The sequence below is a fragment of the Rubeoparvulum massiliense genome, from assembly GCF_001049895.1.
Lineage (GTDB): Bacteria > Bacillota > Bacilli > Rubeoparvulales > Rubeoparvulaceae > Rubeoparvulum > Rubeoparvulum massiliense.
In genome coordinates this window covers 188,196-206,162 of the sequence record NZ_CVPE01000004.1, presented here as the reverse complement: position 1 = coordinate 206,162, position 17,967 = coordinate 188,196, and the positions used below count along the sequence as shown (strand labels likewise).

Below are 17,967 nucleotides of genomic sequence, written 5' to 3'. Positions count from 1 at the left end.
TTATCGAAAAAAAATGTGCTCAGTGTATTCCGAAAAAAACAGGGGCTGCCCAAAAGTTCATTTTCAATGACCTTGAGGGTAGCCCCTGTTTTATATGAAAGTTTTGAATTTGAATTAATAGGCGCGAGCTAAGAACACAGTCTGTGTACTCTTTTTACCACAGCAGATGCAAGTGCCTTCGCCTTCACGTTGATGAGCAAAGGGAAGATTACGTGCGGTAGCGCTGGTTTTATCCTTGATCTCATCGAGACAAGCGATATCGCCACACCACCAACTCTGATAGAAACCACGTTCCTTCTCAATTACTTCAGATAGCTCTTGGAGGTCCTTCACTTCCCAAGTACGCTCTTTAACAAAGTTGCTGGCTCGGTCATAGAGATGCTGTTGAATTGTTTCTAAGAGCTCTTCACTATGCTGCGCTAGTTCAGCAATGGGGAAGGCTTCCTTCTCACCAGTATCCCGACGGGCAATCACCACTTGATTCTTCGCTAAATCTTTAGGCCCGAGCTCGATTCGAACAGGAACACCCTTCAGTTCATACTCATTGAACTTCCAGCCTGGTGTGAAGGCTTCACGATCATCGAGATGGACACGGATTCCGCGTTCTGCCAGTTGAGCACGGATTGCTTGAGCAGCAGCCAAGACCTCATCCTTCTGTTTTGCGAAAATCGGCACGATCACCACTTGAATAGGTGCGATCCGTGGCGGTAGGACAAGGCCACGGTTATCACTATGGGTCATAATCAGTCCACCGATCATCCGAGTGGAAGCACCCCAGGAGGTTTGATATACATAATGGAGCTGATTATCCTTATCGGTATATTGAATCTCGAAGGGCTCGGCAAAATGTTGTCCTAAGTGATGGGAGGTGGCAAATTGCAGAGCTTTTCCATCGCTCATCAAGGCTTCTAAGCTATACGTATGATCAGCGCCAGCAAACTTCTCATTCTCTGTCTTTTGACCAGGAACAACAGGAATTGCCAGAACATGCTCAGCAAATTCTTGGTAGACCCCTAACATGGTCATGGCCTCTTCTTCTGCTTCCTCATAGGTGGCATGAGCGGTATGACCCTCTTGCCAGAGGAACTCAGAGGTACGAAGGAAGGGACGGGTTGTCTTCTCCCACCGCATGACATTGGCCCATTGATTCAATTTCAGAGGTAGATCACGGTAGGATTGGATCCACTTACTCATCATGGCACAGATAATTGTTTCGGAGGTAGGGCGAATTACCAAAGGCTCTTCTAACTCTTCATTACCACCCTTGGTGACCCAAGCCACTTCAGGGGCGAAGCCTTCCACGTGATCCATTTCCCGCTCTAGATAGGATTTGGGAATGAGTAAGGGGAAGTAGGCATTTTGATGGCCTGTGGCTTTGATGCGATCGTCTAATTCTCGTTGCATCCGTTCCCAAATCGCGTAACCATAAGGCTTCATGATCATGGTACCCTTCACAGGACCATAATCCATTAAGTCTGCCTTCTTCACAATGTCCAGATACCATCTGGAATAATCCTCTTCCTTAGCTTGAATAATCTCTACATAAGATTGATCCGTCATCGTCAGTCCTCCTCAGATTTGGCATACAAAAAGAATTCATTAAAAAAAGCCCCTCTATCCTCATAAAGGACGGAAGGACTCCGTGGTACCACCTTTGTTAGCAACGGTTTAGTGTTTGAAATTCGTTCCAAACTTTCCGTCTGCTCACTCTTCCTATTAACGCTAGGCCACGTCTCTGCTCATCGCAGGTGCTCAGGGTTGGGATTGGGCAGGTGGGAAGGAAAAACTTTCAGCCAAGGTTTTTCTCTCTGAAGCGTCCCAAGTCTGCTTACTAGACCCATCATTGCTTTTCAACGATTCATTTTGTTCAACATTATAATACTTCAACCCAAAAAGTCAAGTCAGGACCGTTCTGATCGTGTGATTTAAAGCAATAGGAGAGGAACCTTATCTGTTTATAGGCCATTCACAATAGAATGGTTATTTCCCCCTGTTAACTTCACTCTTAGCTTATGTATAACGACGGTCTAAAGACTTTCATAACATTCTCACTTGGCAACTCCGTAATCATTACTGGCCTTTCTTATTATAAAAAATAACAACGGGTATTGAAAGCAAGGTGATCAGTACAGGCGGTTTGAATAAGTCAAAAAAATATTCCCTACCGGTTTTAAAATATTCGGTAACGAAATATCCACTCCGCGAGGTAATGTGATCAGATGTAAAGAGAAACGTTACAGATAAAGAAATGATAAATATTATCGTTATTTGTGATAATAATTTTCTGTTCATCGTATTACACCTTCAATCTACTTAATGTACTGTTAGAAAAATCAGATGTAGAAGTGATCGTTAATTAAAGTAATAAATAAATGAAAATACCTTATATTCCAATATTAACATATATAGTATTGTTTTTGCCAATATAAGCATGGTTTAAATGGAGTAGAAAACTTCAGTTAAACCATCCTGATTCGTTTTTGTTTCGAGACTCATTTAGCAAAACACGAACATTAAATTTTTCTATTATTTAAACGTTCGTATTTTCCTTGACAGTGCCTTTGTGCCTTGTTACACTTAAATTGCAACGAAATGAATAGGGCTCCTCGTGACAAATGAATTACGAGAGAGTGAATCTAGGGTTCCAAGCATGGACCGAGCGATTCAGGCATGCTGCTGGCAAGGCAGTCATGTTACACCGAAGGGATAAAAGCCCAGGCGGATAGGTTTCTCAAACTAAACCTATCTGCTGGGCTTTATTTATTGTTAGAAGAGTTCGTGATGAAAAGGAGGAATTGCAATGAGCACGGCCCTTGTTGGGGTGATTATGGGAAGTAAATCAGATTGGCCTACCATGCATGAAGCTTGTGTGATCCTAGAGGAGTTAGGGATCCCCTATGAGAAGAAAGTGGTTTCTGCCCATCGAACACCAGATTGGATGTTCCAGTATGCACAAGCTGCTGAAGAACGAGGAATCCAGGTAATCATCGCTGGTGCTGGTGGCGCTGCCCACCTACCAGGGATGGTAGCAGCCAATACGGTATTACCAGTCATTGGTGTCCCCATTAAAACCTCCACATTAAATGGCATCGATTCATTGCTTTCCATTGTTCAGATGCCAGCTGGGGTGCCTGTGGCTACTGTAGCCATCGGGGTGGCTGGGGCGAAGAATGGCGCATTATTAGCAGCACAGATCCTGGCGCTTCGCGATGGCGAGTTACAACAACGTCTCCATGCACGTCGAGAAAAAATGAAACAGGATGTGTTAGATAGCCATGACCATTTTGAAGAATAATCACGAGGCATATCTGCCTGGTTCAACCATTGGGATTTTAGGTGGCGGTCAGCTCGGTCGCATGATCGCCTTAGAAGGTCGCAAGATGGGGTATCGTTTTGTCACGCTGGATCCAACGGAGGATTCACCCTGCGGACAAGTGGCTGATGAGCAAATTATCGCACCCTATGATGATTTAGATGCGGCTAAGGAATTGGCAACCTGCAGTGATCTGGTCACCTATGAATTTGAAAATGTTTCTGCTCCAGTGACGGAGCTTTTAGCCAAGCTAACGGATGTACCACAAGGTGCCCAGCTCTTGGCCAATACACAGGATCGTTTACGGGAAAAAGCCATGTTACAACAGCACGGAATTCGTGTAGCTCCCTATGCTCCCGTCTCTACCTTAGAGGAGTTGCATCAAGCAGCAGCAATCATTGGTTATCCGCTGGTCTTAAAGACCACTACAGGAGGCTATGATGGCAAGGGGCAAGAGCTGGTGAAGGAAGTAACTGAACTAGAGTCGGCCTTCTCCGCTCTTTTTGATGGTGCAACGCCTTTAGTAGCCGAAGCATGGCTTCCACTGACCAAAGAATTATCTGTGATTGTTGCTCGTAATCGTCGAGGGGAGATCAGTACATTCCCAGTGGCAGAGAATGAGCATCGTCACCACATTCTTCATGCCTCCATCGTTCCTGCTCGTGTCCCACAGGAGGTGGCAACAGAGGCAGAAGATATAGCTCACCACTTGGCGGATGCCATTCAATTGGTTGGCCTTTTGGCCGTGGAATTCTTCTATGTGGAAGGCGAAGGGCTCTTCGTAAATGAATTGGCTCCTCGTCCCCATAATTCTGGCCATTATACGTATGATGCTGCCGTTACTTCCCAATTTGAACAGCATGTTCGTGCTATCTGCAATCTTCCCTTAGGAGAGGCGAGACTACTCACACCAGTGGTCATGGTGAATATTCTCGGTCAGCATGTGGAGGCGCTTTGGGAGTGCATTCCCACCTTACCTAACAATGTAAAAATCCATTGGTATGGTAAGGCTGAGGTGAAGGTGAATCGAAAAATGGGACATCTCACCTTTCTTGGACAAACTACAGATGAGCTCTTAACGCAAATTGATAATCTCCCCATATGGAAAGGAGAATAAACTTCAATGTTTCAACCTATCTCACCATTAGATGGACGTTATGCTGAACAGCTTGCTGCCGTAGGCGATACCTTCTCAGAATGGGCCTTGATGAAGCATCGGGTTCAGGTAGAGGTGGAATGGCTCATCTATCTCTCTCGTCATGAAGGGATCGAGCAAGTGCGCGCCCTTAGCCAAGACGAAGAGAGCTTTCTCCGCGCCTTGGTTACAGAGTTCGATGATGCCATGTATGAACGGATTAAAGAGATCGAAGAGACTACACGGCATGATATGAAAGCCGTGGAGTACTTTATCAAAGAACAGATGAAGGCCACCACACTCCTAGATATGAATGAATTTGTCCATTTTGCATGTACATCAGAGGATATCAATAATCTGGCCTATGCCCTCATGTTGAAGGAGGGGGTGGCACGAGTTTGGCTACCACAAGCGATCCGCTTAGAGACCGCCGTAGCACAATTGGCGGAGGAGTATAAGGATATCCCCATGCTAGCGCGCACCCATGGGCAGCCTGCAACACCGACTACACTAGGTAAGGAATTGGCCATCTTTGTTTATCGCTGGCAGCGCCAACGTCGTTATGTTGAAGCGCAGGAGTATCTCGGTAAGCTGAACGGCGCCACCGGGAACTATAATGCCCATGTGGTTGCCTATCCTGAAGTAGATTGGGAGCAGGCAGGTCAGCAATTTGTCGAGCACCTTGGTTTAACCTATAATCCACTTACGACACAGATTGAATCCCATGATTATGTGGCTGAGCTCTTTCATACCATGGCTCGCTATAATCAGATTTTGCTCGATTTCAATCGTGATATTTGGACCTATATCTCCATGAACTACCTGAAATTAAAGGTGGTTGCAGGGCAGGTAGGCTCCTCTACCATGCCTCATAAGGTGAATCCCATTAACTTTGAAAATTCCGAAGCCAATGTTGGCATTAGTAATGCTCTTCTCCTTCACCTGGCAGAAAAATTACCTGTCTCACGGATGCAGCGGGATTTAAGTGATTCCTCTGCGCTGCGCAATATGGGTGTGGCTATCGGCCATTCCTATCTCGCCATGCAGTCCGCCATTCGCGGTGTACAGGACTTATCAGCCAATGAGGAGCAATTATTACAAGACTTAGACCATAACTGGGAGGTGTTGGCTGAACCGATTCAAACCGTAATGCGCAAGCATGGCTTACCCAATCCTTATGAGCAATTGAAGGCATTAACAAGGGGACAGCGCGTGACACAAGAGATGCTGAAGCAATTTATTCGTGAACTTCCCTTACCAGTGGAAGAGATCCAGCGCCTATTACAATTAACACCAGCCAAGTATATCGGTGTGGCACCACAATTGGTACGTCATATTCAGAAATCAATGTTGAAATAAGACAACTGAGAAAAAGGAAGGGGTTATATCATGGGAACGTTTGAACCAACACCAGAGCAAATTGCAGCGCAACGTCTTTATGCAGAGATGGGCTTAAGTGATGAAGAGTATCAACGGATAACAGAACGTATTGGTCGCCAACCAAATTATACAGAGGTGGGCTTATACAGTGTGATGTGGTCTGAACATTGTAGCTATAAGCATTCGAAAAAGCAGTTGCGTAAGTTTCCTACCAAGGCTGCGCAAGTTCTTCAAGGACCTGGAGAAGGTGCTGGGATCGTCGATATTGGTGATCAACAAGCCGTTGTCTTCAAAATCGAAAGCCATAATCACCCATCCGCAGTAGAGCCTTATGAAGCATCAGCCACTGGTGTTGGTGGGATTCTCCGCGATGTCTTTTCCATGGGAGCACGTCCCATTGCATCCTTAAACTCATTACGTTTTGGCGAATTGGATACACCCCGGGTTAAAGAATTATTTAGCGAAGTAATTCGCGGGATCGCTGCATACGGGAATCATGTAGGTGTACCTACCGTCGGTGGAGAGGTTTACTTCGATGAATCCTATGAAGGGAACCCCTTGGTTAACGCCATGGTGGTAGGCTTACTCAACCATGATCAAATTAAGCGTGGCGTCCTTGAGGGTGTAGGGAACCCTGTTATCTACCTTGGGGCAACCACAGGTCGTGATGGGATTCACGGTGCCACCTTTGCTTCCGGTGAGCTAAGTGAGGAAGATGAGAAGCAATCCTCCTCTGTTGCTATCGGTGATGCCGAGATGGGAAGACGGGTAATGGAAGCCACCCTTGAATTAATTCAACGTGGCGTGGTTCTCGGTGTTCAAGATATGGGTGCAGCTGGCTTAACCTCTAGCAGTGCAGAGATGGCTGCGAAATCTGGCTTGGGTGTGGAATTAAACCTCGACCATGTACCACAACGGGAAGTCAATATGAGCCCCTACGAGATGATGCTTTCCGAGTCCCAAGAACGGATGTTACTCGTGGTTGCCAAGGAGAACTTGGTCACGGTTCAAGAAATCGCTGAAAAATGGGGCGTTCATGCACCAGTGATTGGTACCGTCATTCAAGAGCAACAATACCGTCTTTTCTACCAAGGTGAATTAGTCGCTGACTTACCCGTGGCAAGTCTCACCGACGAAGCACCTGTCTATGAACCTCCTGTAGAAGAACCTGCTTATCTAAAGGAATTACAACAAGAGGATCCAGCTCCTTTTGCGGAGCCTGAATCCTACGCTGAAGCCTTGCTTCAATTATTGCAACAGCCTAGTGTGGCTAGTAAAGAATGGGCTTATCAGCAGTTCGACTGTGAAGCTCAAGGCAATACAGTCGTAGCTCCGGGCTCAGATGCAGCCGTGGTACGCATCGGTGATAGTAAGAAGGCCATCGCCATCACCACCGATGGAAATGGTCGCTATGTATACCTTGATCCAGAGGTAGGAGGAAAGATTGTGATTGCTGAAGCAGCCCGTAATCTTGTGGCTTCAGGCGCTCAACCTCTCGGTGCAACGGATGGTCTCAATTATGGAAGCCCTGAAAAACCAGAGAACTACTGGCAATTTCAGCATTCCATCGATGGGATGGCGGAAGCATGTAATACCCTCGCAGTTCCGATTATCAGCGGGAATGTTTCACTCTATAATGAAGCCAATGGGAAAGCCATCTATCCTACACCAATCATTGGGATGGTGGGATTAATCCCTGATTTGGATCAAGTGGTGACACAGGGTTGGAAGACGGAGGGAGATTTGGTTTACCTCGTGGGAGCTACCCTACCAGAAGTGGGCGGTAGTGAGTATCAAAAACTACGCTTAGGACGGATTACAGGTCGTCCTCCCTATATCGATCTTCAAGTGGAGCAAGCTACACAGCAAGCCATTCTTACAGCTATTCGCAAGGGCTTGGTGCAATCTGCTCATGACCTCGCAGAGGGCGGTATCGCTGTTGCATTAGCAGAGGCTTGTATCAGTGGTGAACAAGGGGTAGAAGTGGCATTGGCAAGTGATCTACGCCCTGATCTCTTCCTCTTTAGTGAAAGTCAATCACGCTTCCTTCTCAGCATCAATCCTGCAGATCGTGAAGCGTTCGAGGGCTTGCTTGCAGAAGCGAAGTTGCCATTTGCTCAGATCGGACAAGTTCGTGGAGATGGTGCATTTATCCTGAAATATGGAGACCATGCTCTTATCGAGACGGATGTTGAGAAGCTAAGTGCTGCATGGAAAGGGGCTATCCCATGCTTGATGAATTAATGGGAGACTCATTGCACGAAGAGTGTGGTGTCTTCGGTGTCTATCATCACGAGCAGGCTACCAAGCTAACCTATTATGGGATCCATTCCTTACAGCATCGCGGCCAAGAGAGTGCAGGAATCGCCGTCAGCGATGGAAAGGATGTTCGCTATCATCGCGGGATGGGTCTGGTAACAGAAGCCTTCTCTGATCATCAATTAGATGATTTACCAGGAGAAACAGCGATTGGCCATGTTCGCTATACCACGGCAGGCGGGAGTCAGTTTCAGAATGCCCAGCCTTTAGTGTTTCGCTATCATCAGGGAACAATCTGCCTAGCCCATAACGGAAATATCACGAATGCCAATCAGTTGCGGCAACGCTTAGAAGGAGAAGGATCCATCTTTCAAACCACTAGCGATACGGAGGTGGTCGCTCACCTCATCGCCCGATCACAAGCTAAGAGCTTAGAGGATGCTGTGGAAGAGGCACTTCGTCAGGTGGAGGGGGCATTTGCCCTCCTCATCTTGACGAAGGAGAAGCTGATCGCTGCCTTGGACTCCCATGGATTACGGCCTCTTTCAATCGGACGTTTGAATGGCAGCTGGGTAGTGGCCTCTGAAACCTGCGCCTTTGAGGTGATTGGAGCCACCTATGAGCGCGAGGTTGAGCCAGGCGAGATGGTGATTTGGGATGGTAGCGGCATGCAATCTCGTCAATTTCATTCGGAGCCTGAGCGTCGTCTCTGTACATTTGAGTATATCTATTTTGCCCGTCCAGACAGTGATCTGAATCAGGCTAATGTTCATCTTGTCCGGAAACGCTTAGGTCAGCGGCTTTATGAAGAAGCACCGGTGGAAGCAGATGTGGTCACAGGGGTACCTGATTCCAGTATTTCTGCTGCCATCGGCTATGCAGAGCGCTCCGGAATTCCCTATGAATTGGGACTGATTAAGAATCGCTATGTAGGTCGAACCTTTATTCAGCCCAGTCAAGAATTGCGCGCTCGCGGTGTGCGGATGAAATTAAGCGCAGTTCGTCAGGTGGTGGAAGGAAAACGGGTGGTCATGATCGATGATTCCATCGTTCGCGGAACCACTAGCGGGCGGATCGTTCGGCTTTTACGGGAGGCAGGTGCCAAGGAAGTGCATGTACGAATTAGCTCGCCACCGGTAGCCTATCCTTGCTTTTATGGGATCGATACATCCACACGGGAGGAATTGATTGCTGCTCGTCTAAGCGTAGAAGAGATTCGGCAATTTATTGGAGCCGATTCCCTCACGTTCCTATCGGAAGAAGGAATGCTAGATGTGATTCGCAGTGTCTCACCAGCAGGAAACGGTGGTCATTGCTTAGCCTGTTTCAATGGAGATTATCCGACTGATTTGGGTGCTGCACCAAGGCATCCCTATGATGAGGTATAGAGGAGGAGAAGAATGAAAGACGCATATAAAGAGGCAGGTGTAGATATCACTGCTGGTAATGAAGCTGTGGAACGGATGAAGCAGCACGTGGAGAGAACTCGTCGTCCTGAGGTCCTTCAAGGCTTGGGTGGGTTCGGTGGTCTCTTCCAGCTCAATCTCGCAAAATATCGCCAACCTGTGTTGGTATCGGGTACGGATGGTGTGGGTACGAAATTAAAGGTCGCCTATGCCATGGATCGTGCCGATACGGTGGGTATTGACCTGGTGGCCATGTGTGTCAATGATGTTGTGGTACAGGGTGCTGAACCCCTCTTCTTCTTAGACTATATCGGGATCGGTAAGGTGGAGCCCACCCAGATCGAAGGGATCGTGAAAGGGATCGCAGATGGCTGTCAGCAAGCAGGCTGCTCCTTAATCGGTGGCGAGACCGCTGAGATGCCAGGCATTTATCAGGAAGGAGAGTATGACCTTGCTGGATTTGCAGTAGGAATCGTGGAGAAGGATCAGATGATCGATGGCTCCACCATTGAGGTGGGTGACCAAGTACTCGCACTACCCTCCACGGGGGTACACTCCAATGGCTTCTCCCTCGTTCGTTATCTCTTGGAGAAGCATGGGATCTCTTACCAAGAGTATGTACCAGAACTCTCCGGTGTGGTAGGTGATGTACTACTTACACCGACACGGATCTATGTACCAGAGGTATTGCAGCTGGTTGACAAGGTGAATGTAAAAGGTCTTGCTCACATTACCGGTGGTGGCATCATCGAGAATATTCCCCGTGTACTACCAGCAGGTGTCTCTGTTCGTTTGAATCGAAATGCATGGCCGATTCCACCGATTTTCACATGGCTTCAACAATTGGGAGAGCTATCTGACCATGAGATGTATCGGACCTTTAACATGGGTGTAGGCATGGTGATTATTGTAGCACCTGCGGATGTGGCACGTGTTCAAGAGATGGCGAAGGCGTGGAATGAGGAGGTCTACCACATCGGTGAAGTGATCCCTGGTCAAGGAGAGGTGGAACTGGGAGGGGCAGCGCAATGAGAGTTGCCATCTTTGCCTCGGGAAATGGTAGTAACTTCGCTCACCTCGTTGAACATTTTCGAGGGCACGCCAAGGTGGACATCGTTCTGCTCATCTGTGATCGGGCAGGCGCTTATGTCCTAGAACGAGCGGAGGCATTACAGATTCCTAGCATCTGCATTCGACCGAAGGAGTTTGCAAACAAGAGTGAATATGAGCTGGCAATCATTCAACAGCTCGAAGCGTATGCGGTAGACTGGATTGTTCTTGCAGGCTATATGAGACTCGTAGGTCCTACTCTCCTTCACCGCTATTCCCATCGCATCATTAATCTTCATCCCGCTTTATTACCAGCCTTTCCAGGCAAGGATGCCATTGAACAGGCCTATTCCTATGGGGTGAAAGTGACGGGAGTAACGGTCCACTATGTGGATGAGGGGATGGATACCGGTCCAATTATTCTCCAAGAGGCGGTTCCCATTGTAGAGGGAGAGAGTCTCGAAGCGTTGTCGGAGAAAATTCATGAGGTGGAACATCGTCTCCTACCTAAGGCTGTGGAGCTATTAGCTACCAGTGAGGTTCAATGCCAAGGGAGACGAGTTCATCTTAATTCAAGCAAAACAATAGAGGGGGAGAAATCATCAAGATGAAACGTGCATTGCTCAGTGTGTCGGATAAACGAGGACTGATTCCTTTTGCCCAAGGTCTGATCAACCAAGGATTCGAACTAATCTCTACAGGAGGAACCTATCGCCAACTGCATGAAGCAGGGATTGCTGTCAAAGAGGTGGCTGAGATTACTCAGTTTCCTGAGATGCTGGATGGGCGGGTTAAAACCCTCCACCCTCGAATCCACGCTGGGTTGTTAGCGATTCGTAATAATGAGGAGCATATGGCTGCTTTACAAGAACACCAGATCGAACCCATTGATCTGGTCGTAGTCAATCTCTATCCATTCAAGGCTACCATCGCCAAGCCAGGAGTGACTCTTGAAGAAGCCATTGAACAGATTGATATCGGTGGTCCTTCCATGTTACGAGCTGCTGCTAAGAACTATCAAGATGTGACGGTCATCTGTGATCCGAATGATTATGAGGAGCTCCTGCAAGCCCTTGAGGCAGGTGAGGTCTCCCTCGAATTGCGTCGGAAGTACGCTACGAAGGTATTCCGTCATACTGCTGCTTATGATGCCATTATCTCACAATATCTCAATCAACAGGTGGGTGAAGCCCTTCCTGATCAATTGACGTTGACTTGGGAGAAGGTGGAGGAGCTACGCTATGGGGAAAATCCTCATCAGCAAGCAGCATTCTATCGCTTGCCCTTCCCAGCGAACCGAACCTTGGCTGCTGCCAAGCAATTACATGGGAAAGCCCTCTCCTACAATAACCTACAGGATGCGAATGCTGCTTGGCGCATGGTTTCCCATGTTGAAAAGCCAGCGGTGGTTGCCGTTAAACATATGAATCCATGTGGATTTGCCATGGGTAAAAATCTATTGGAAGCCTATCTAGGTGCCTATGAGGCTGATCCGGTCTCCATCTTTGGTGGGATCATCGCCACTAATCAGGTGGTAGATGGGGAAACAGCAGCCAAGATGAAGGAGATCTTCCTTGAGATTATCTTGGCGCCTAGCTTTACGGAAGAAGCGTTGGAGATTCTCCAAACCAAGAAGAACTTACGTCTTCTAGAGATGGGCTCCGCCACAGAGGAAGGATTTACACCATTACAGGAATGGCAATTGACTGCAGTTCGCGGTGGAATCCTTGTTCAAGAATGGGATGAGGGTCGTGTCAATGTTCATGACGCACAGGTGGTTACGGAGCGGAAGCCTAGTGAAGAAGAGTACCAACAACTGCAGATTGGCTGGGAGATTGTGAAGCATGTGAAGTCTAATGCCATCGTCCTCGTTAAGGATGGACGTACTGTTGGGATCGGGGCAGGACAGATGAATCGCGTTGGCTCAGCGAAGATTGCCATTGAGCAGGCAGGTGAGCTAACCAAGGGTGCGATTTTGGCATCTGATGCCTTCTTCCCCATGCCTGATACATTAGAAGCAGCAGCTGCGGCAGGCATTACTGCTATCGTTCAACCAGGTGGTTCTATTCGTGACCAAGATTCCATTGATGCGGCCAACCAACATGGTATTGCCATGATCTTCACTGGTATGCGCCATTTCAAGCATTAAGAAGAGGTGGAGACATGACCGAGAAGAAGCTGAAAGTTTTAATTGTAGGTAGTGGTGGTCGCGAGCATACACTCGCTTGGGCCTGTAAGCAGAGCCCACTGGTTGAGGAACTCTTTGTAGCACCAGGCAATGCTGGGATCGGTGATCTGGCACAATGCATCCCATTGAAGGTGAATGATGTGGAGGGATTATGCCAATTTGCCAAGAAGCAAGCCATTGACCTGACCATCGTGGGGCCTGAGCTGCCATTGATGGCTGGAATCGTCAATCGTTTTCAAGCAGAAGGATTATTGGTATTCGGTCCACGGGAGGAAGCAGCCATTATCGAAGGTAGTAAGGCATTTGCAAAAGAGCTCATGCAGAAGTATCAGATTCCAACAGCACGCTATGCCACATTTACCAAGCTAGCTGATGCCCTCACCTATATTGAGGATCATCCCCTTCCCCTCGTGATTAAAGCAGATGGTCTAGCAGCTGGTAAGGGTGTTGTCATCTGCCAAACACGGGAAGAAGGCGCTGTTACCCTGCAAGAGATGCTGGAAGAGGAACGCTTCGGTAATGCAGGTAAGCAGGTGGTCATTGAAGAATTCCTTGATGGAGAGGAATTTAGTCTCATGTCCTTCGTCCATGGTGAGCAGGTTGTCCCCATGCCCCTTGCCCAAGATCATAAACGGATCTTCGATGGGGATGAGGGACCTAATACCGGAGGGATGGGAGCCTATTCTCCAGTTCCTCATATTCCGCAAGCTGTTTATGATCGTGCAGTGGAGCAGATTGTGAAGCCAGCAGCCCAAGCCCTTGTAACCGAAGGCCGTCCCTTCACTGGGGTACTATATGCAGGCTGTATCTGGACTGCAGATGGGCCGAAGGTGATTGAATTTAATGCCCGTTTTGGCGATCCAGAGACGCAAGTGATTCTACCACGTTTGGCTAGTGATTTTGTCCAGGTTGCTCTCGCCACAGCGAAGGGTGAGCTCTCGAGCATGGAGATTACTTGGAAGGAAGAGGCAGCCCTTTGTGTGGTTATTGCCTCCCAAGGTTATCCAGGCTCCTATCCTACAGGTGTTCCCATTCAGGGTCTATCCGAGGCAGCGGAGCAAGAGGATGTGCTGGTCTTCCATGCGGGAACAGCGCTGGACCCAGCCACTGGGGAGACACTGACCGCTGGTGGACGTGTCTTAGGTGTAACCGCATTGGGTTCAGGAATGAAGGCTGCCCAGGATCGAGCCTATGAAGGATTAAAACCGATCCAATTCAAGGGGATGCAGTATCGAAAGGATATTGGTTGGCGGGCCATTCGTTAGGAGCGGCTCAAGTAGATACAAGGATTGATCCATCGAGACCATTCATACCGATAAAGAAGCCACTTGCTACTGTGCAAGTGGCTTCTGTTGCTTGACCTACTCTTGGTGATGGACGGGGTCATCTGCTAGGAATGTTTCTTGGATCGCTTCATTGACCAGATTGGCCATTTCATCAACAGCCATCTCTTCATCCATCTGGTAGTCGGAAGATCGGATGGGGATTTTCCGCGCTTTGCATGGACCATCCATCTCTTTGGAACTGACCCCGAACAAGGCTAACATCGGACAAAAACGAGTAATTCCTTCTGCCACCTTCATCGCTGACATCATCGTCAGTGTAATGGGGAAGGAACGGTACGGGTGACGACTCATTCGGCTAATGCCAAAGGCGAGTCCAGTCAGACCAAAGCTAATGCGAAGAAACGCATCCAATGTACCTACGTTTTTTTTCATGCACATGTCCCCTTTATTCAAGAGGTAGTATGAACCTTGGACCAATCTATGTGAAAAGAGTAGGCAAGCATCCTTATTGTTTGTCAGGTTTGCTATTTTATGTATCGGATGGTACTTTCCCTTTTATAGCTATTTTCGATATAATCAGGAAAAGAATATCGATGAAGAGGTGATACTGTGCTCATCCAACCATGGAAGCAGGAGGAACGACGAAAAGGAGTCGAGGTAGCACTACGTAAACAGCCAGCGACCACATGGATTCAAAATGCCACCGTACTAGATGTCTACACCGGTGAATGGCGGCGTGCCCATATTGTTCTGTACAACGAACGGATCGCGTATGTGGGAGAGCGTGAGCCTCTGTGTGATGAACGAACCCATGTGATTCCCGCTGAGGAGTATTTTATTGTGCCAGGCTATATTGAACCCCATGCCCATCCTTTTCAATTGTATAATCCGTTGACGCTGGGCAATTATCTTTTACGCCATGGGACAACCATGCTTGTTAGTGATACACTTCCCATTCTGATGCATCGTGGTGAAGAGAAGCTCATTACCTTCATGGAGGAGATGAACCAACATCCCATTCATTTCTATTGGTGGGTACGCTTTGACCCGCAGTCTGTGGATCGGGGGATGCAGCACCGCTTTCATCATGCAGCCATCTCCCGTCTCCTTCGGCATCCTGCCATCCTCCAAGTGGGCGAGCTGACCGCTTGGCCTCAGCTACTCTTTCAAGGTGAGCCCAATCTCAAGGAATGGATGGAGATGGCCCGTCAGGAGGGGAAGCAGATCGATGCCCATATCCCTGGTGCTTCAGCTGCAACAATTCAAGCATTGGCAACCACCGGTGTGACGGCCTGCCATGAAGCGATTAGCGCTGAGGAAGTATTAGCCCGTTTGCAGGCAGGAATGTATGCAGAACTACGACACTCTTCCATTCGTCCTGATCTCCCCATCATGCTTCCACCACTCTTAGAACGGGGCGTTTTACCGAATAGTCGAACCATGTTGACCACCGATGGCTCCACACCTCCTGCATTACGCCATGGTTTCACAGATCACTTGATCCATGTTGCCATTGAAGCAGGTGTCCCCATCGTGGAGGCATACCGGATGGCAACGCTCTATCCAGCCACCTTTCATCACATGGACGGAGAGGTAGGTGGGGTCGCTCCTGGGCGGATGGCTGATCTATTATTCCTTCGTGCTCCTGATCAACCTACACCGATTCAGGTGATGATAGCAGGTAAGATTATTACGGAGAACATGGTTGAGGAGCTAGCGAGGGAGCAGTTCAGTTTTGCGTGGGAGCAATATATGCCACCATCGCAGATCGCCACGGAACATCAAGGGATCCCCCACCAATGGTTCCAGCTTCCTACTTCCAATACAGGCACATATCCTGTGCTCGAGATGCGCAATGCTGTAATCACGAAGCTAGTGGAGGTGGAGCTTCCTTCGCAGGATGGTCTACTCTCCTTAGAAGAAGGCTCTGGCTATTTACTCATCGCCGTTTTGCATAAAGGGATGCAATGGCTCACCAAATGTGTACTAAAAGGTTTTGCCACTCACTTGGAAGCGTTGGCAACCACTAATAATTCCATCAATGAGATTGTGGTGATCGGCTCTTCACCAGCTGCCATGGCCCGTGCTGTAGAGGAACTACGAAGCATGGAGGGTGGTATCGTAATCATCGAGAGCGGCGAGGTGCTTTATCGTCTACCGCTACCGTTAGCAGGAATGGTTTCCGATCTTGATCTCGATCAACTCATTCCCCAGACGGAAGAGTTCGTTCGGTTATTACAGGAACGGGGCTATACTCATGCAGACCCTATCTATTCCCTGTTCTTTTTTACCTCCACCCATCTGCCATTAGTACGCCTAACACCGCAAGGCTTATACCATGTCAAAGAAGGACGAGTCCTCTATCCCGCTGAACAGTTGGAGCAGGATGTTCGAAGCTGATTGGAGAATAAATATAAGGATAACCAAACTCAGCAGGAATAAAGGGGATTGAATCATGAATCGATTGAAGAGTACATTGCTCATCCTTCTCTCTATCCTTATGGTTTTTTCACTAGTTATTAGTGGTTGTGGTAAAAAAGATGAGAAGGTAGAAGAGACACCGAATGAAGATGAGAATAGTGTTGTGGTTGAATTACCAGAACCAGAGTTTGCATACACGGCACCATTAACAGGGATTGGAACCAATAATCCTTTACCAGAGCGGCTTGTGGCTGTTATGATTGAAAATAGTGCAGCTGCTCGTCCTCAATCGGGGCTTCAAGAGGCAGATGTGGTATATGAAATCCTAGCAGAGGGGATGATTACCCGCTTTATCGCCATCTTCCATAGCCAGTCACCGGATACCTTTGGACCAGTTCGGAGTATTCGTCCTTATTTTATTGAACTAGCCAATGGCCTTGATGCTATCATCGTCCATGCAGGGAGCAGTATTCATGCCCATTTTATTCTGACCAAAGGGGATCAACCCTATCTTGATGAGACGACCAATGCAGGCGCTTATTTTACCAGGGTGGATTTTCGCCAACGTCCCCACAATGTCTACACCAATCTTGAACGGATCTGGCAAGGGGCTAAGGATAAGAAGTACCGTCTTGAAGGTGAATTTCCCAAGCTACAATTTTTAGCAGAGGGTGAGGAAGTAGCCGGAACGTCAGCCAATCAAGTAACCATTACCTATTCCAGCAGTAATTATGTGGTAGGTTACCAATATGATGCTACAAGCGAAAGCTATCGCCGTTTAGTTAATGGGGAAGCCCATGTTGATAAGGAGACGAATCAACCATTAACGACAAAAAACCTCTTGGTTATTGAAGCGCCACATCAGATGATCGCCAATGATGAGGCAGGACGACGAGAGGTTGAACTGGATGGTCCTGGACAAGGCTATCTGTTCCAACAGGGCAAGATGCAAGCGATTACCTGGGAACGTACTGATAAAAAAATGATCCGCGCCTTCATCAATGGTGAAGAGGTCAAATATGTACCAGGGAATACATGGGTTCTTGTAATTCCAACGGTGCCAGGCTTAGCAAAAAGTGTGGTAGTTGAGTGAGAGGAGGTTATGAAATGTCCTTAAAAAAGTTGCAGGGACGCGAGGTGGATCAGCTATTTCAGGCCATCCTCCAATTAGAGTCCGTGGAAGAGTGCTATGCATTTTTTGATGATCTATGTACGGTCAATGAGATTATCTCGTTAGCCCAACGTTTAGAAGTGGCAAGAATGCTCCGAATTGGCTTAACGTATAATCAGATCGAAGCGGAGACAGGGGCCAGCACTGCCACCATTTCTAGGGTAAAGCGTTGTCTCAACTATGGAGATGATGGGTATAATCTTATCCTCCAGAGAATGGAGACCGATGGGCTCTTACGCCATGAAGATCCAGAGAAAGAAGAAAAATAATTGATTTTTCCTCAGGGTGTCAAGCTAATTGGACTCCCTGTTTTTTTTCTGCTTTTTGCAGGATTCAACACCTGCATCTTCTGCCGTTT

The 17,967-nt window shown here is 47.9% G+C and carries 14 protein-coding genes; 12 read left to right on the top strand and 2 right to left on the bottom strand.

The annotated features are described in order from the left end of the window. Window positions 1–114: 114 nt before the first annotated feature. Window positions 115–1,566 (bottom strand): proline--tRNA ligase, encoded by a 1,452-nt coding sequence (proS, locus tag BN1691_RS03575; RefSeq protein WP_147545610.1) that lies wholly within the window; start codon window positions 1,564–1,566, stop codon window positions 115–117. A 1,234-nt stretch (window positions 1,567–2,800) separates the two neighbouring features. Here proS and purE point away from each other — a divergent pair. The 9 genes from purE to purD are packed head-to-tail and all read left to right on the top strand — an operon-like array spanning window position 2,801 to window position 13,996. After that, complete coding sequence (gene purE / locus BN1691_RS03570; protein WP_048600862.1) at window positions 2,801–3,295, top strand: 5-(carboxyamino)imidazole ribonucleotide mutase; 495 nt, start codon at window positions 2,801–2,803, stop codon at window positions 3,293–3,295. Next, on the top strand, window positions 3,276–4,430 hold the full coding sequence (gene purK, locus BN1691_RS03565; RefSeq protein WP_048600861.1) for a 5-(carboxyamino)imidazole ribonucleotide synthase: 1,155 nt from the start codon (window positions 3,276–3,278) through the stop codon (window positions 4,428–4,430). The genes purE and purK overlap by 20 nt, the downstream gene beginning before the upstream one ends. 6 nt (window positions 4,431–4,436) lie before the next feature. Further along, window positions 4,437–5,807 (top strand): adenylosuccinate lyase, encoded by a 1,371-nt coding sequence (gene purB / locus BN1691_RS03560; protein WP_048600860.1) that lies wholly within the window; start codon window positions 4,437–4,439, stop codon window positions 5,805–5,807. A gap of 30 nt (window positions 5,808–5,837) precedes the next feature. Beyond that, complete coding sequence (gene purL, locus BN1691_RS03555; protein ID WP_048600859.1) at window positions 5,838–8,072, top strand: phosphoribosylformylglycinamidine synthase subunit PurL; 2,235 nt, start codon at window positions 5,838–5,840, stop codon at window positions 8,070–8,072. Then, entirely contained in the window at window positions 8,057–9,475 is a 1,419-nt protein-coding gene (gene purF / locus BN1691_RS03550) for an amidophosphoribosyltransferase (protein WP_048600858.1), read from the top strand. Before purL ends, purF begins: the two co-directional genes overlap by 16 nt. Window positions 9,476–9,487: 12 nt before the next feature. Then, a complete protein-coding gene (purM, locus tag BN1691_RS03545; protein ID WP_048600857.1) occupies window positions 9,488–10,525 on the top strand; it encodes a phosphoribosylformylglycinamidine cyclo-ligase in 1,038 nt (345 codons plus the stop codon). Continuing rightward, on the top strand, window positions 10,522–11,154 hold the full coding sequence (purN, locus tag BN1691_RS03540; protein WP_048600856.1) for a phosphoribosylglycinamide formyltransferase: 633 nt from the start codon (window positions 10,522–10,524) through the stop codon (window positions 11,152–11,154). Before purM ends, purN begins: the two co-directional genes overlap by 4 nt. Continuing rightward, entirely contained in the window at window positions 11,145–12,692 is a 1,548-nt protein-coding gene (gene purH, locus BN1691_RS03535; protein WP_048600855.1) for a bifunctional phosphoribosylaminoimidazolecarboxamide formyltransferase/IMP cyclohydrolase, read from the top strand. The genes purN and purH overlap by 10 nt, the downstream gene beginning before the upstream one ends. Before the next feature lie 29 nt (window positions 12,693–12,721). After that, window positions 12,722–13,996, top strand: coding sequence for a phosphoribosylamine--glycine ligase (purD, locus tag BN1691_RS03530; RefSeq protein ID WP_048601181.1), 1,275 nt, complete (start codon window positions 12,722–12,724; stop codon window positions 13,994–13,996). A 96-nt stretch (window positions 13,997–14,092) separates the two neighbouring features. Here the strand turns inward: purD and BN1691_RS03525 are convergent, their stop codons facing one another. Beyond that, window positions 14,093–14,449: a YgaP family membrane protein gene (locus BN1691_RS03525; RefSeq protein WP_076850091.1), complete on the bottom strand. Its 357-nt coding sequence runs from the start codon at window positions 14,447–14,449 to the stop codon at window positions 14,093–14,095. 177 nt (window positions 14,450–14,626) lie between these two features. On the opposite strand from BN1691_RS03525, the gene BN1691_RS03520 reads away from it, so the two are divergent. From BN1691_RS03520 to BN1691_RS03510, 3 genes are read left to right on the top strand one after another with little or no spacing between them, the layout of a single operon-like run. Further along, window positions 14,627–16,417: an adenine deaminase C-terminal domain-containing protein gene (locus BN1691_RS03520; RefSeq protein WP_048600854.1), complete on the top strand. Its 1,791-nt coding sequence runs from the start codon at window positions 14,627–14,629 to the stop codon at window positions 16,415–16,417. Window positions 16,418–16,472: 55 nt separating this feature from the next. After that, complete coding sequence (locus BN1691_RS03515; protein WP_048600853.1) at window positions 16,473–17,531, top strand: DUF3048 domain-containing protein; 1,059 nt, start codon at window positions 16,473–16,475, stop codon at window positions 17,529–17,531. Between the two features lie 14 nt (window positions 17,532–17,545). Next, window positions 17,546–17,878, top strand: coding sequence for a YerC/YecD family TrpR-related protein (locus BN1691_RS03510; protein WP_048600852.1), 333 nt, complete (start codon window positions 17,546–17,548; stop codon window positions 17,876–17,878). Window positions 17,879–17,967 lie beyond the last annotated feature (89 nt).